The 15,300-nt window shown below is 73.4% G+C and carries 12 protein-coding genes and 1 pseudogene; 7 read left to right on the forward strand and 6 right to left on the reverse strand.

What is annotated here, in order from left to right; genetic code table 11:
• Nucleotides 1–167: 167 nt before the first annotated feature.
• Both sthA and RHODO2019_RS09370 read left to right on the forward strand, forming a co-directional pair.
• Nucleotides 168–1,578: pseudogene (sthA, locus tag RHODO2019_RS09365) on the forward strand (Si-specific NAD(P)(+) transhydrogenase).
• Between the two features lie 48 nt (nt 1,579–1,626).
• Nucleotides 1,627–2,793, forward strand: coding sequence for an Aq_097 family APC-type transporter (locus tag RHODO2019_RS09370; protein ID WP_265381554.1), 1,167 nt, complete (start codon nt 1,627–1,629; stop codon nt 2,791–2,793).
• Between the two features lie 33 nt (nt 2,794–2,826).
• Here RHODO2019_RS09370 and RHODO2019_RS09375 read toward each other — a convergent pair whose 3' ends face one another.
• Together RHODO2019_RS09375 and RHODO2019_RS09380 are read right to left on the reverse strand one after the other, a co-directional pair.
• On the reverse strand, nt 2,827–4,101 hold the full coding sequence (locus RHODO2019_RS09375; RefSeq protein WP_265384705.1) for an MFS transporter: 1,275 nt from the start codon (nt 4,099–4,101) through the stop codon (nt 2,827–2,829).
• A 14-nt stretch (nt 4,102–4,115) separates the two neighbouring features.
• The gene (locus tag RHODO2019_RS09380; protein ID WP_265381555.1) at nt 4,116–4,832 is read right to left on the reverse strand and encodes a FadR/GntR family transcriptional regulator; all 717 of its coding nucleotides are present in this window, start codon (nt 4,830–4,832) and stop codon (nt 4,116–4,118) included.
• Between the two features lie 101 nt (nt 4,833–4,933).
• Here RHODO2019_RS09380 and RHODO2019_RS09385 point away from each other — a divergent pair, with 101 nt between their 5' ends.
• Nucleotides 4,934–5,449 (forward strand): gluconokinase, encoded by a 516-nt coding sequence (locus RHODO2019_RS09385; protein ID WP_265381556.1) that lies wholly within the window; start codon nt 4,934–4,936, stop codon nt 5,447–5,449.
• 16 nt (nt 5,450–5,465) lie between these two features.
• Here the strand turns inward: RHODO2019_RS09385 and RHODO2019_RS09390 are convergent, their stop codons facing one another.
• Complete coding sequence (locus RHODO2019_RS09390; protein WP_265381557.1) at nt 5,466–6,485, reverse strand: adenylate/guanylate cyclase domain-containing protein; 1,020 nt, start codon at nt 6,483–6,485, stop codon at nt 5,466–5,468.
• 5 nt (nt 6,486–6,490) lie between these two features.
• Complete coding sequence (locus RHODO2019_RS09395) at nt 6,491–6,943, reverse strand: universal stress protein (protein WP_265381558.1); 453 nt, start codon at nt 6,941–6,943, stop codon at nt 6,491–6,493.
• A 154-nt stretch (nt 6,944–7,097) separates the two neighbouring features.
• Here RHODO2019_RS09395 and RHODO2019_RS09400 point away from each other — a divergent pair, with 154 nt between their 5' ends.
• Nucleotides 7,098–9,863, forward strand: a complete 2,766-nt coding sequence (locus RHODO2019_RS09400; protein WP_265381559.1) for an alpha/beta fold hydrolase — start codon at nt 7,098–7,100, stop codon at nt 9,861–9,863.
• Nucleotides 9,856–10,794, forward strand: a complete 939-nt coding sequence (locus RHODO2019_RS09405; protein ID WP_265381560.1) for an ABC transporter permease — start codon at nt 9,856–9,858, stop codon at nt 10,792–10,794. Before RHODO2019_RS09400 ends, RHODO2019_RS09405 begins: the two co-directional genes overlap by 8 nt.
• An 80-nt stretch (nt 10,795–10,874) precedes the next feature.
• Here RHODO2019_RS09405 and uvrB read toward each other — a convergent pair whose 3' ends face one another.
• A complete protein-coding gene (gene uvrB, locus RHODO2019_RS09410) occupies nt 10,875–13,040 on the reverse strand; it encodes an excinuclease ABC subunit UvrB (RefSeq protein WP_290428900.1) in 2,166 nt (721 codons plus the stop codon).
• Nucleotides 13,041–13,168: 128 nt separating this feature from the next.
• On the opposite strand from uvrB, the gene RHODO2019_RS09415 reads away from it, so the two are divergent.
• Both RHODO2019_RS09415 and RHODO2019_RS09420 read left to right on the forward strand, forming a co-directional pair.
• The gene (locus RHODO2019_RS09415; RefSeq protein ID WP_265381561.1) at nt 13,169–13,477 is read left to right on the forward strand and encodes an EthD family reductase; all 309 of its coding nucleotides are present in this window, start codon (nt 13,169–13,171) and stop codon (nt 13,475–13,477) included.
• 27 nt (nt 13,478–13,504) lie between these two features.
• Complete coding sequence (locus RHODO2019_RS09420) at nt 13,505–14,032, forward strand: ribonuclease FAU-1 family protein (protein WP_265381562.1); 528 nt, start codon at nt 13,505–13,507, stop codon at nt 14,030–14,032.
• Here RHODO2019_RS09420 and coaE read toward each other — a convergent pair.
• Entirely contained in the window at nt 13,995–15,176 is a 1,182-nt protein-coding gene (coaE, locus tag RHODO2019_RS09425) for a dephospho-CoA kinase (protein WP_265381563.1), read from the reverse strand. The two genes, RHODO2019_RS09420 and coaE, sit on opposite strands and share 38 nt — an antisense overlap.
• Nucleotides 15,177–15,300 lie beyond the last annotated feature (124 nt).

A 15,300-nucleotide genomic window follows, 5' to 3' on the forward strand; every position in this document is an offset into this window, starting at 1 on the left:
TGTGCGCAGCCTATCTGTGCACAGCTGCGCACGTCAGGATCTGTGGACCCGTTCGGACCCCGCGTGCGCGCGCGCCGCCCGGACCTGCCCGCGGGAGTGCCCACCTGTCGGCGACGCGCGCCCGATTGCCCCCCGCCCCCCGGCCCCGCTCCCGACAGGCTGGACCCGTGACCGACAGCACGAGCGACTACGACCTGGTGGTGCTGGGCTCGGGGCCCGGCGGGCAGAAGGCCGCCATCGCCGCGGCCAAGCTCGGCAGGACGGTGGCCATCGTCGAGAAGGGCCAGATGATCGGGGGGGGTGTGCACCAACACCGGCACCATCCCCTCCAAGACGCTGCGCGAGGCGGTGCTCTACCTGACCGGGATGAACCAGCGCGAGCTGTACGGCGCCAGCTACCGGGTGAAGTCCGACATCACCGTGGCCGACCTGCTCTCGCGCACCACCCACGTCATCGGCAAGGAGATCGAGGTGGTCCGCGCCCAGCTGCTGCGCAACCGCATCGACATCCTCACCGGCACCGCCCGGTTCCTCGACGCCCACACCATCGCCGTCGACGGGCTGCAGCGCAGCGAGCGGGTGACCGTGCGCGCCCGGCACGTCGTCATCGCCACCGGCACCTCCCCAGCCCGCCCGGCCAACGTCGCCTTCGACGAGGAGCGGGTGCTGGACTCCGACGGGATCCTCAACCTCGGGTCCATCCCCTCCTCGATGGTGGTGGTGGGCGCCGGGGTCATCGGCATCGAGTACGCCTCCATGTTCGCTGCCCTGGGCACCCGGGTCACGGTCGTCGAGAAGCGCGACACCATGCTCGACTTCTGCGATTCCGAGATCGTGGAGAGCCTGAAGTTCCACCTGCGCGACTCCTCGGTCACCTTCCGCTTCGGCGAGGAGGTCACCGTGGGAGCCAGGGGCACGGTGACGACCCTGGCCAGCGGCAAGCGCATCCCCGCCGAGACCGTCATGTACTCCGCCGGACGCCAGGGCACGACCGACGAGCCCGACCTGGCCGCCGCCGGCCTGGAGACCGACAAGCGGGGTCGCATCGCCGTCGACGAGCACTACCGGACCGCCGTGCAGCACATCTACGCGGTCGGCGACGTCATCGGCTTCCCGGCTCTCGCGGCCACCGCCATGGACCAGGGCCGGCTCGCGGCCTACCACGCGTTCGGCGAGAAGACCGAGTCCATGATGGACCTGCAGCCCATCGGCATCTACTCCATCCCCGAGGTCTCCTACGTCGGCAAGACGGAGGTGGAGCTGACCTCGAGCTCGGTCCCCTACGAGGTGGGCACGTCCCGCTACCGCGAGCTCGCCCGCGGCCAGATCGCCGGCGACTCCTACGGCATGCTCAAGCTGCTGGTGTCCACGGTGGACCGCACCCTCCTCGGCGTGCACATCTTCGGCACCTCGGCCACCGACCTCGTGCACATCGGGCAGGCGGTGATGGGCTGCGGCGGCACGGTCGACTACCTGGTGAACGCCGTCTTCAACTACCCCACGCTCTCCGAGGCCTACAAGGTGGCCGCCCTGGACGCGACGAACAAGATCCGCTCGCTGGACTCGTTCACGGTCTGACCCGGGCGCTGCACCCCCTCGGCCCTCCCGCCGGGTGGGGCACCGGCCGTGGTCTACTGCGCCGTGGACGGGACCGGGGCACCCCCGACCCGGCGCCGGGTCCTGGTGGCTGCGGTGACCCCGCTGGCCTCGATCCTCGGGTCCGGTCTGCTCATCATCGTGCCGGTGCTCGAGCGCACCCTCGGCGGGCTCGCGGTGCTCGGCGCCGTCGCGGTGTGCGCGGTCGCGTGGCTGGTCGGCACGGCCGTGCGGCACTGCGTGCGGGTGGTGGAGCCGCTGGCCGCCGACGGCCGCCTCGACGCCGTGACGCGTCGGATCGACCGCTGGGCCGACGCGGTCATCGTGGTCGCCTACGTGATCTCGGTGGCGCTCTACCTGCGGATCATGGCGCAGTACGTCGTGGCGTACACCACCGGCGGCGACGGCCAGCTCCTCGAGCGCACCATAGCCTGCACCACCGTGGTGCTGATCGTCGGCCTCGGCGTGCTGCGGGGGTTCCGGGGCCTGGACCGCCTCGACCGGGTCAGCCTGGTCGCGGTCCTGGTCCTGACCACCGTCCTGGGCGTCACCCTCGCCGTCGGAGACGGACGGGGCCTGCTCGGCGGCGGGCTGGCGCTGCCACCGGTCCCGGACACGGGGGTGGTCACCGTGCTGCTCGTGCTGGGCGGGATCGTCATCACGGTGCAGGGCTTCGAGACCGTCCGCTACCTGGGTGACCAGTTCGACGCCGAGACCCGGATCCGGGCCTCCCGGACGGCCCAGCTGGTGGCCGCGTCGATCTACGTGGGCTTCGTCGCCGTGGCCACCCCGGTGATGGGCCTCGGCACGCCCGCCGGAGCCGACGACACCCTGCTCGACATCACCGGCCGGGTGGCCCCGCTGCTCGCGCTGCCGCTGGCCCTGTCGGCGGTGCTCAGCCAGCTCAGCGCCGCCATCGCCGACACCGCCGCGGCCGAGGGCAACCTGCGCTCCCTCTCGGGATGGATGAGCGGACACCGGCCCTACCTCGTCAGCGGAGCGGCCGCGGTGGTCCTGGCGGCCACCGTCCCGACGTTCACCATCGTGGCCGTCGCCTCCCGCGCGTTCGCGGCCTACTACGCCCTGCAGGCGGTGGTGGCGCTGCGCACCTCGTCCGGGGCGGCGCGCAAGCTCGCCTACGCCGCCCTGGCCGTCCTCATGACCGCCGTCGCGCTGCTGGCCCGGCCGGCCGGCTGAGGGCCGACCCGGGAGGCGACCCGTCGCCCGCCCCTACGGTCGGCCACGGCGGAGGGCCTCGCGCAGGGGCGGGACGCGCACGCCCTCGGAGGCCAGCAGCGTGCGGGCCTTGCGACGGGTGGCCAGGATCCCCACCACGGCGAACACCCACACGGGGTACTGCACGAGCCAGGCCAGCCGGAACGCCTCCCCGGTGTAGCCGCCGGCCGCACCGAGCACGATCCCCATGGCCTGCACCACGAGCAGCGAGGCCAGGAAGCCCCCCACGTTGACCATGCCCTGCGCGGTGCCCATCCGGTGGCTGGGGTTGAACGTGCGGGCGTAGTCGAAGCCGATCAGCGAACCGGGTCCGCCCACGGCGAGCACGAGCACCAGGACCACGAGCAGCCACAGCGGCGCGCGGCCGGGCTGGGCGAGCACGACCGTCCACACCGTGGCCGTGACGGTGATGATCGTGAGCACCAGCCACGAGCGCCGCAGCGGGTGCCGGGCGGTGAGCTCGCCGATGACGGGCCCGGCGACGATGCCGGCGAGGACCAGCACCGTGAGCAGCACGCTCGCCTCGCCGGTGCTGAGCCCCTGGCCGTTGACGAGGTACGGCACGCCCCAGAGCAGGGCGAACACGGTGCCGGAGAACTGGGTGCCGACGTGGGTGAAGAAGCCCAGCCGGGTGCCGGGGTGCGACCACGCCGCCCTGACGAGCGCGGGGACCGCGGAGGGTCGCAGGTCCACCCCCGACGCGACGGCGCCCGGCGGGGCATCCCGGACGGCCACCAGCACGAGCACCACCACGAGCGCTCCGAGCGCTGCGCAGGAGCCGAAGGCGGTGCTCCACCCCGGTCCGTGCAGCAGCGCGACGAGCGGCACGGCCGACAGCACCTGGCCGAGCTGGCCGACGATGCCGGTGAGCTGGGTGACCACTGGGACCCGTCGCACGGGGAACCACGCCCCCACCAGGCGCAGCACGGAGATGAAGGTCAGCGCGTCGCCCGCCCCCACCAGCACCCGCGCGGCGTAGGCGAGCGGGAGCGCGGTGCTGAGCGCGAGCAGCAGCTGCCCGCCGGCCATCACCAGGGCGCCGGTGGCGATGAGCCGCCGCGGGCCGAAGCGGTCCAGCAGCAGCCCCACCGGCACCTGCAGGGCGGCGTAGACCACGAGCTGCAGCACGATGAAGCCGCCGAGGGTGCCGGGGCTGGCACCGAAGCGGGCGGCCGCGTCCAGCCCGGACACCCCGAACGAGGTGCGCTGCAGCACGGCGGTCACGTAGGCGAGCACTCCCACGCCCCACACGACCCACGCGCGCGCCACCGGGGTCGAGGTCGTCACGGGAGCACGTCCAGACCCGCCGTGGACTCGGCGGTCAGCGCGCGCATGGCGGCCTCGGCCGCCACCGGCTCCCCCGCACGGACGGCGCGCGCCACCTCGACGTGCAGCGCCAGGGCCCGCGGCTCGGGGTTGGCCGGCACGAGACCGTGCTCGGTGCGCCCGGTCAGCACGGCAGCCACCGCGCCGTCGAGCGCCGCGAACATCTCGTTGCCGCTGTGCGCCAGGACCGCGCGGTGGAAGGCGAGGTCGAGGGCGAGGAAGGCGACGAGGTCGCCCTCCCGGCCCGTGGACTCCAGGGCGGCCGCGGTGTCCACGAGCTCGTCCGCGTGCACCGGGTCGATGTGGGTGGCCGCACCGGAGGCGGCCAGCGGCTCCACCGCCGAGCGCAGCGCCGTGAGGGAGCGGAGCTGGTCGGCCCGTCCGGAGCCGGCCAGTCGCCAGCGGATCACCTTGGGGTCGTAGACCGACCAGCACCGGCTGGGCTGCACGGTGAGCCCCACCCGACGGCGGCTGGTCACCATGCCCAGGGACTCCAGCACCCTGACCGCCTCGCGGACGACGGTGCGCGAGAGGCAGAAGCGGGCCTCGAGGTCCTCGATCCGCAGCACGCTGCCGGCGGGGGTGCGGCCCTCCGCGATCGCGGTGCCGAGATCGTCCAGCAGGCGTGCGTGGAGCCCTCCCGCCCGCTGCGCAGACCCCCGCTCGACCACCACGGATCGGAGCCTAACCCCGCGCGTTCGGATGCGGACCAAGAAAGGTAGTATGATTGGGTGCTCCGGAGCGGGAGTGCTGCCGGTCGACGAAGGGGCCAGACGTGGGTGCCACCGCACTGCAGGTCGTCGTCACGGGGGTGTCGGGCTCCGGCAAGACCACCGTCGCCCGGCTGCTCGCCGAGGAGGTGGGCGCGCGCTTAGCCGAGGCGGACGAGTTCCACTCCCGGGCGAACATCGACAAGATGAGCGCCGGTCACCCGCTGGACGACCAGGACCGCGCGCCGTGGCTCGCGGACATCGCCTCCTGGCTCGGGGAGCGCGCCACGGCCGGTGAGACGGCCGTGATCACCTGCTCCGCCCTCAAGCGCGCCTACCGCGACGTGCTGCGCACCGCCGGTCCCGGCGTGCGGTTCGTCCACCTCGCCGGCCCCCAGCAGGTCGTCGCGGACCGGCTGGGCGGTCGCTCCGGGCACTTCATGCCGCCGGAGCTGCTCGACTCCCAGTACGCGGACCTCGAACCGCTGGGCGAGGACGAGGCCGGCGTCACCCTCGACCTCACGCTGGACGCGACGACCCTGACCGCGCGGGCGTGCGCCGCGCTCGGGCTCCGCCCGTGACCACGCTGCTGCGGCCCTAGCCCGGCTCGCGCAGCCCGAACGGCGCGACCTTCGCGAACCCCCGCACCCGCAGCGAGCGCATCGGCTTCAGGACGCACGCGGGGTCGTCGGCCAGCACCGCAGCCAGCTCCCGGTCCACCAGGACCGTGTCCGGCTTGGCCGCCGCGGTCAGCCGGGACGCGAGGTTCACCACGGAGCCGTAGGCGTCGCCGAACCGCACGAGCACCTCGCCGTGGGCCATCCCGATGCGGATGCCGGGCAGGTCGTCCTCGGCCAGGACCCGGCGACGCAGGTCCAGTGCGATCGCCGCGGCTCGCACGGGGTCGCTCGCAGCGAACATCACCTCGTCGCCCACGGTCTTCACCACCCAGCCGTGCCCCTGGGCCACCGCGCTCATGGCGGTGGACTCGAAGCGCTCCAGCAGGCGGGTGAGCTCGGTGGCGTCCAGCGACCGGGTCAGGGTGGTGTAGCCGACCATGTCCGCGAAGCCGATCACGAGCGTGCGCCTGGTCAGCTCCTCCCCGGGCCCGACCAGCGCCCGCCCGGCCGCGGCCGCGAGGTGGCGTCGCCAGACGTAGGACTGCAGCGCCTCCATGGTCGGCACCAGGTCGACCGAGGCCCGGGCGACCTCCGCACGCACCGCGTCCAGGTCGAGCTCACCCTCGGCGGCGGAGGAGGCGGCCTTCTCCACCAACCAGGTGTTCATCAGCGTCACCTGCCACTCGGCGAGCCGGCTCAACGACTGGCCGAGGGCCCGGGTCACCGACACCTCGTCGTCGGGATCGATGACGCCCTCGTCCACGAGCCCGGCGATGGTCTGCAGCGCCTGCACGTCCCCGTCGGTGAACGACACCGCGTCCGGGTCCTCGCTCTCCGCGAAGCCCATCGCCACCCAGAGTCGTCGCGCTCGGTCCAGCGGCACGCCGGACCGTTCCGCCACCTGGACGCGGTCGTAGCGACGGCGACCCCCGAGCAGACCCCGCTCGAGCTCGGACTGCAGCGAGGCCAGCAGCTCGTCGCCCGCGGGGTCGACCACTGCCGTCAGCGCACGGTGTGGACGATGAGCACGTCGCACGTGGCCTTGCGCGCGGTGTCCGAGGGCACCGAGCCGAGCAGGCGGCCGGTCAGCGTGTTCAGACCCCGGTTCCCGACCACCAGCAGGTCCGCGGCGTGCTCGTCGACCAGGGTGAGCAGGGCCTCCACGGGCGCGCCGGTCACGGGGACCTTCACGATGTCGTGGGCGCCGGCCGCCACGGCGCGGTCGTGGGCGGTCTGCAGGGTGTCTTCCGCCGGAGCGGACCCCACCACCTGGTAGGCCTCCTCGCGGAGCACCTCCGAGGCGCGCTGCACCTCGCGGTCGGTGGCCGGGTAGTAGGCGCACGCGATGACGAGGCGGGCGCCGGCGTCACCGGCGATGGCCGCGGCGCGGTCGACCGCGCGCAAGGACGAGTCGGAACCGTCCGTTCCGACGACGACGGTGCGGTAGGCGCTCACCGGGGGACCTCCATGTGCTCGGGCCGCACGGCCGTGTGCGGGTGGAGGCGACCGTAACGGGTATCGGTCCACCTCGGAGGGTGAACAGTGACGCCGCCCACCCCCGGGGCGTGCGTGCCGGGCCCGCCACCCCCTGCTCACCTACCGTGGGGGCGTGCCTTCGCGACTCCCCCGCCGCTTCCTCGCCCTGATCGTCGTGCTCGTGGTGGCGGTGGTGGGTGTGGTGGTCGCCGTGGCGGTCCAGGGCTCCGGATCGAGCACCGGGGCGGCGGCCGAGCGCCGGCTGACCCTGGACGTGCCGGCCGCCCCCGGCAGCGCCGACACCGTCACCCTCGACGCCACGATGTACACCCCCGCCACCACCCCGGCCCCCGCCGTGCTGCTGGCCCACGGCTTCGGCGGCAGCAAGGACTCCGTGTCCGCCCAGGCCCGCCAGCTCGCCGCCGACGGCTTCGTGGTGCTGGCGTGGAGCGCCCGGGGCTTCGGAGCGAGCACCGGGCAGATCGGCGTCAACGCACCCGACGCGGAGGTGGCCGACGGCCGTGCGCTGGTCGACTACCTCGCCACCCAGCCCGAGGTGCAGCTCGACGGACCGGGGGACCCGCGCGTCGGCGTGGCCGGTGCCTCCTACGGTGGAGCCCTCGCCCTGTCGCTGGCCGGCACGGACCCGCGGATCGACGCCGACGTCGCCGCCATCACGTGGAACGACCTCGGCCAGGCCCTGCTGCCCGACCTCGCTGCGGCCGCACCCGTGGACGCCACCACCCCCGCGGCCGGGGCCACCGGCTCCGACGGGGTGCTCAAGCGCAGCTGGGCCGGCATCTTCTTCGCCAGCGGCGCCTCCGCCGCCGGGGTGTGCGGGCGGTTCACCCAGCAGGTCTGCGCCGGCTACCTCGACGCCTCGCAGTCGGGTCGCCCCTCGGCCGCGCTGCTGGCCCTGCTGCGAGCGAACTCCCCCACCAGCACGAACGCCGGGGTGCGCGCACCGACCCTGCTCCTGCAGGGCGAGCAGGACACCCTGTTCGGCCTCGACCAGGCCGATGCCAACGCCCGGCAGATCGCCGCCGCCGGCGCCCCGGTGACGGTGAGCTGGTTCGCGGGCGGGCACGACGCCGGTGGCACCAACCCCGACGCGGACGCCCAGGTCGAGGCCTTCCTCCGCTTCCACCTCCTCGGCCAGGGCACCGATCCCGGCACCGGGTTCCGCTACGAGGTCGCCGGATCGGTGAGCAGCCGGGGACAGGTGCGCACCCGCTCGGTGCAGGCTGCGGCGTACCCCGGGCTCGACGGATCCGCGACGAGGACCCGCACGGTCCAGCTCGACGGGGCGAGCCGGCCGGTACTGCGGCCGCCCGGCGCCTCCCCCTCCGCCATCAGCACGATCCCCGGCCTGGGCAGCGCGCTGGGGGCACTGGCCTCCTCGGGTCTCGGTGGCCTCGCGAACCTCGACATCCCTGGTCAGGTGGCCACGTTCAGCACCGCGCCCCTGACCGAGCGGTTCACGGTCACCGGCAGCCCCCGGGTCGCCATCACGATCACGGACCTGACCGGTGGGGGCGAGGCGGTGCTGTTCGCCAAGCTCTACGACGTCGCCGCCGACGGGACGAAGACGCTGCCCGGCGGGGGGGTCTCGGCCTTCCGGGTCACCGGGCTCACGGCGGCGACACCGACCACCGTCGAGGTGACGCTGCCGGGGATCGTCCGGCCGGTCGAGGCCGGGCACACCCTGCAGCTGGCGGTGTCGACCACCGACCAGGCCTACGCCGTGCCCCTGACCCCGGCCGCGTTCACCCTCGGGCTGGCCCGGGACGGGCTGGTGCTGCCGGTGGTCGACGGCACCGCGGCGACCTCCTCGACCGTGCCGCTGGCACCGCTGCTGGGCATCGGCGCGCTGGTGCTCGTGGTGGCGGGCCTCGCACTGGGGCTGCGTCTGCGGCGGCGCGGGAGCGACGAGGTGGACCCGGCGCTGGTCGACACCCCGCTCGTGGTCCGCGGGCTCGCCAAGTCCTACGCGGACGGCTTCCGGGCCGTGGACGGCGTCGACCTCGAGGTGCTCCACGGCCAGGTGCTCGGCCTGCTCGGGCCCAACGGAGCCGGCAAGACGACGACGCTGCGCATGCTGATGGGTCTGATCTCCCCCACCGAGGGCGAGATCCGGGTGTTCGGCCACCGGATCAGCGCGGGCTCACCGGTGCTGTCCCGACTGGGCTCGTTCGTCGAGGGGTCCGGCTTCCTGCCGCACCTCACCGGGACCGCGAACCTGGAGCTGTACTGGGCGGCCACCGGGCGCCCGCACGAGGACGCGCACCTCGAGGAGGCCCTGGCCATCGCCGGGCTGGGCTCCGCGGTCGAGCGCAAGGTGCGCAGCTACAGCCAGGGGATGCGCCAGCGTCTCGCCATCGCCCAGGCCATGCTCGGGCTGCCGGACCTGCTCGTGCTCGACGAACCCACCAACGGCCTCGACCCGCCGCAGATCCGGGCCATGCGGGGGGTGCTGCGGGACTACGCGGCCACCGGGCGCACGGTGCTGGTGTCGAGCCACCTGCTCTCGGAGGTGGAGCAGACCTGCAGCCACGTGGTGGTGATGCACAAGGGGAAGGTGGTCGCCGCCGGGACCGTGGCCGACATCGTCTCCGCCGACGGCCGGGTGGTGCTGCGCGTCAGCGACCCCGACCGGGCCGTCGAGGTGCTGCGCGCGCTGGACGGGGTGGGTGAGGTGTCGCTGGCCGAGCCCGGCGACGGCTCCCCCTCGGGCGCGGTCCAGGCCGACCTGGCGGACGTCCCCGCGGCCGAGGCCGTCCGGGTGCTGGTGGGCGCCGGGTTCGCAGTGAGCGCGGTGGCGCCGCGCAACCGCCTGGAAGACGTCTTCCTGGCGCTGGTGGACAACGACACGACCGGGAGCGGGACGCGCGATGAGTGAGCCAGGTGCTGGGACCGCCGCCGTCCCCGAGGTCGACAACTCGCGGGCCGACACCCCGCGGGCCGACACCCCGCGGGCCGGTACCCCGCAGGCCGACGGTCGGGCGGCGGGCTACCGGGCCGGACGGACGCTGTCCGTGCGCACCGAGCTCCGCCGCCAGCTGACCCGGCGACGCACGCAGATCAGCCTGGGGTTCCTGGTGCTGCTGCCCTTCCTGCTGGCTCTCGCGTTCACGTTCGGCAACAGCTCGGGCTCCACCTCGGGCGGGTTCGTCGACCTGGCCACCAGCGGCGGGCTGAACTTCACGGTCTTCACCCTGTTCGTGTCGACGGGGTTCCTGCTGGTCGTCGTCGTGTCGCTGTTCTTCGGCGACTCCGTGGCCAGCGAAGCCTCGTGGTCGAGCCTGCGGTACCTGCTCGCGATGCCCGTCCCCCGGGCGCGGCTGCTGCGGCAGAAGGCCGTCGTGGCCGGCGGGGTGTCGCTGTTCGGGCTGGTCCTGCTGCCCGCGGTCGCCCTGGCGCTGGGCACGGCCGTCTACGGGGCGAACCCTGTGCTGAACCCCCTGGGCGAGGCGCTCGGCTACGGGCGGGGTGTGGGGCGGCTGGTGCTGATCGTGGTGTTCGTGGCCCTGCAGCTGAGCTGGGTGGCCGGTCTGGCGATGGCCATGTCGGTCCTCACCGACGCTCCGCTGGGCGCGGTGGGCGGGGCCGTGATGATCACGATCCTGAGCCAGATCCTCGACGCGATCCCCGCACTGGGCGGCCTGCGGGTCTGGCTCCCCACGCACTACGCCAACGCGTGGACGGCGCTGCTCAGCGTCGACGTCGACTGGGACGGGATGGTGCGCGGCACGTTCTCCTCGCTCGCCTACGCGACGGTCTTCGGGCTGGTGGCGTGGCGCCGCTTCGCCACCAAGGACATCACCAGCTGAGCCGTTCCCGTCCGGGGCTCGGCCCCTTCGGTCCTGTCCGCGCCCGAGCCGTCGACGTGTCCCCCGTGCACGCGGCCGGGTCAGCTGACGCCCGCCGCGTCCATCCCGCGCAGCTCCTTCTTCAGGTCGTGGATCTCGTCGCGCAGCCGCCCGGCGAGCTCGAACTGCAGGTCCCGTGCGGCCCCCATCATCTGGTCGGTCAGCTGCTGCACCAGGTCGGCGAGCTCGGCACGCGGCATGGAACTCACGTCCCGTCCGTCCACCACGCCCGAGCTGGACGCCCGGCCCGGCTCCCCCGTGGCCCGCTTGCCCCGGCTGGAGTTGCGGCCGGATCCCCCGATCCCGATACCTGCGGTGTCGTCGGCCTCCGCGTAGACCACGTCGAGAATGTCCGCGATCTTCTTGCGCAGCGGCTGCGGGTCGAGCCCGCGCTCGAGGTTGTAGGCCACCTGCTTCTCGCGACGGCGGTCGGTCTCCTCGATGGCCTGGGCCATGGAGGCCGTGATCTTGTCGGCGTACATGTGCACCTCGCCCGAGACGTTGCGGGCCGCACGTCCGATGGTCTGGATCAGCGAGGTCGCGCTGCGGAGGAACCCCTCCTTGTCCGCGTCGAGGATCGCCACCAACGACACCTCCGGGAGGTCCAGGCCCTCCCGCAGCAGGTTGATCCCCACCAGCACGTCGTACTCGCCCTGCCGCAGCTGGCGCAGCAGCTCCACCCGGCGCAACGTGTCGACCTCGGAGTGCAGGTAGCGCACCTTGATCCCGAGCTCGAGGAGGTAGTCGGTGAGGTCCTCGGACATCTTCTTGGTCAGCGTGGTCACCAGCACCCGCTCGTTCCGCTCGGCCCGCAGCCGGATCTCGTGGACCAGGTCGTCGATCTGGCCCTTGGTCGGCTTCACCACCACCTGCGGGTCCACCAGCCCCGTCGGTCGGATGACCTGCTCCACGTACTCGCCACCGGCCTGGGCCATCTCGTACTTGCCGGGGGTGGCCGACAGGTACACGGTCTGGCCGATCCGATCGGTGAACTCCTCCCAGCGCAGCGGACGGTTGTCCATGGCGCTGGGGAGGCGGAACCCGTGCTCGACCAGGGTCCGCTTGCGGCTCATGTCGCCCTCGTACATGCCGCCGACCTGGGGCACCGTCACGTGCGACTCGTCGATGACGAGCAGGAAGTCGTCGGGGAAGTAGTCGAGCAGCGTGGCACCCGCGGAACCGGGCGCGCGGCCGTCGACGTGCCGGGAGTAGTTCTCGATGCCGGAGCAGAAGCCGACCTGACGCATCATCTCCAGGTCGTAGGTGGTGCGCATGCGCAGCCGCTGGGCCTCCAGGAGCTTGCCCGAGCCCTCCATCTTGGCCAGCTGCTCGGCGAGCTCGGCCTCGATGTCCCGGGTGGCGCGCTCCATCCGCTCCGGACCGGCCACGTAGTGGGTGGCCGGGAACACGCGGGTCTCGGCCACGTCGCGCACCACGTCCCCGGTGAGCGGGTGCAGGTAGTAGAGCGCCTCCACCTCGTCCCCGAAGAACTCGATGCGCACCGCGAGCTCCTCGTAGGCGGGGATGACCTCCACCGTGTCCCCCCGCACCCGGAACGTGCCGCGGGCGAAGGCGAGGTCGTTGCGGGTGTACTGCACGTCGACGAGCGCACGCAGCAGCGTCTCCCGGTCGAGGGTGTCGCCGACGCGGACGCCGATGGATCGGTCGAGGTACTCCTGCGGGGTGCCCAGGCCGTAGATGCAGCTGACGGAGGCGACGACGATGACGTCGCGGCGGGTCAGCAGGCTCATCGTGGCCGAGTGCCGCAGCCTCTCGACCTCGTCGTTGGTCGAGGAGTCCTTCTCGATGTACGTGTCCGTCTGCGGGACGTACGCCTCCGGCTGGTAGTAGTCGTAGTAGGAGACGAAGTACTCGACGGCGTTGTGCGGGAAGTAGCCGCGCAGCTCGTTGGCGAGCTGGGCGGCGAGGGTCTTGTTCGGGGCCAGGACGAGCGTGGGGCGCTGCAGCCGCTCCACCAGCCACGCCGTGGTGGCCGACTTGCCGGTGCCGGTGGCGCCGAGCAGGACCACGTCCGGCTCACCCGCCTTGAGCCGCTTCTCCAGCTCGTCGATGGCCGCCGGCTGGTCGCCGGCGGGCTGGTAGTCGCTGACCACCTGGAACTCCCCCCGCTTGCGGGGCACGTCGCTGACCGGCCGGAACTCCGAGTGGGACAGCACCCCGTGCTCGGGGACGACGGGCGCGCTCACGGGGGACTTCTCGGTCTTCTGGGCCACGGGACCAGGGTAGGCGCGGGGTCCGACACGAACCGGGTGACCGAGGGCCCAGGACGACGTCCAGTTGTGGTGCCGCTCACAGCACGGGCATCATCGCCACCATGCACACACTCGTCGTCAGCTACCACGCCCCCACCGACCCGGCCGCCTTCGACGCCCACTACAGCGGCACGCACGCCCCCCTCGCGGCGAAGATCCCGGGCCTGCGCGCCTTCACCACCGGCCACGCCCACGCCATGGACTCCGGCGATCCCGCCTTCTACATGGTCGCGGAGCTGGTGTTCGACTCGGCCGCCGACATGGCCGCCGGGATGGGGTCGCCCGAGGGCACCGCGGCCGTCGCGGACCTGCCGAACTTCGCCGGCGCCGGCACCACGATGTTCCACTACGAGGTCGCCGACAGGATGTGACCACCCGCTGCGGCTAGGTTTCCCCGCATGGGGATGCACCGGCCGAAGGTGGAGCGCTTCGACGTCAGCGGCCGCACCAACACCGATCCCAAGGGTGTGGTGCGGCCGGTCGACGTCTACACCGAGCACCCGTGGGGGCTGTACGTCGCCCGCTCGGCCGACCACCCGTCCTTCCACTACCTCGAGTCGTGGCTGCTGCCGAGCCTCGGCCTGCGCGCCACCGTCTTCCACTTCACCGCCGGTCACGAGCGCGACCAGGACCACTACGTCGACGTCGGCGAGTTCACCCGCGACGGCTCCGTGTGGCACTCGGTGGACCACTACCTGGACCTGGTGGTCCGGACCGGCCGCGACACCGAGCTGCTGGACGCCGACGAGCTGCTCGCGGCCACCGGGGAGGGCCTGCTCGACGCGGCCACCGCCCAGCTCGCCGTGCACCGGATGACGGCGGCGGTGGACGGCATCGCCAGCCACCGCCACGACCTCGACCAGTGGCTCGCGAGCCTCGGAATGCCGATCAGCTGGCTCCCGGCGGGCCCGGCTCCCACCCGGTGAGCTCCGCCCACGCGAGCGCCCGCGGGGACGCCGCGTCGAACCAGGGCTGCTCGGCCGCCGCACGGGGCAGCACCTCGGTGTCCCGCACCGCAGCGGTCCGCTCCGCCACCACCTCGGGCTGGTCGCGCAGCCAGTCACGGAGCACCAGGGCGAGGCGCTGCCCCGGGGACCCGTCGAGCCGCAGGTGCACGTTCGCGGGGCGGCCCGGATCAGCGTGCACGTGCAGCCGCTCCGCCCGGCCGGCCGGGTCGGGGTGCTCGGCCTTCGGGTCGTCGTGGGTGCCGCCGTGCCGAGGGAACCCGCCGTCGGCGAGTGCATCGGCGAGACCGTCCACCGCCGCCGGCGAGCGAACGGTCACCTGCAGGTCCAGCACGTCCTCGGCGTCCAGGCCCGCCACCGCGGTGGGGCCGACGTGGTCCACGCGCAGCGCCGCCTCACCGAGCACCAGCCGCAGCCGGGAGGCGAGACGCCGAGCCTGCGCGGGCCACGTCGGGTCGGCCGGCACCAGCACGGGCCGGGGGCGGTCCCAGGTCCGCTCGCGGACGTGGCGCTCGTAGGGGACCAGCCGCGCCTGCCACAGCTGCTCCACCAGCGGCCGCAGCGCGTCCGGGGCCCCGCTGTTGTCGAGCCAGACGTCGGCAGCGGCCCGCCGATCGTCGTCCGACGCCTGGGCCGCGATCCTCGCGCGCGCATCGGCCTCGGTCATCCCCCGCTGGGAGACCAGCCGGTCCACGCGCTCGTCCTCGGGGGTGTGCACCACGACGACGAGGTGGAACACGGCGCCCATCCGGTTCTCGACGAGAAGCGGGACGTCGTGCAGCAGAACGGCATCCGCGGGCGCAGCGGCTACCAGCTCTGCCGTTCGCGCACCGATGAGCGGGTGCAGCACCCCGTTGAGCACGCGCCGGGCCTCGTCGTCGCCGAACACGCGGGAGCCCAGCGCGGGCCGGTCCAGGGTGCCGTCGGGGCTGAGCACGCCCTCCCCGAAGGCCTCGACCACCGCAGCCAGACCTGGCGTTCCTGGCTGCACCACCTCACGGGCGATGCGATCGGCGTCCACGACCAGCGCACCCAGCTCGGACAGCGTCGAGGACACCGTCGACTTCCCCGCCCCGATTCCCCCGGTCAGGCCCACCCTCAGCACGAGCCTCAGTGTGGCACAGGGTCACCGGCGCGCGGCGTCACGAACGCGCAGGGTCACGGCGCGCCTCCACCCTCACCACCCGCCCCGTGCGTACCTTCCGTCACGAACACCACGAACACGGAGG

The organism is Rhodococcus antarcticus, assembly GCF_026153295.1.
In the GTDB taxonomy this organism is placed as follows: domain Bacteria; phylum Actinomycetota; class Actinomycetes; order Mycobacteriales; family Mycobacteriaceae; genus Rhodococcus_D; species Rhodococcus_D antarcticus.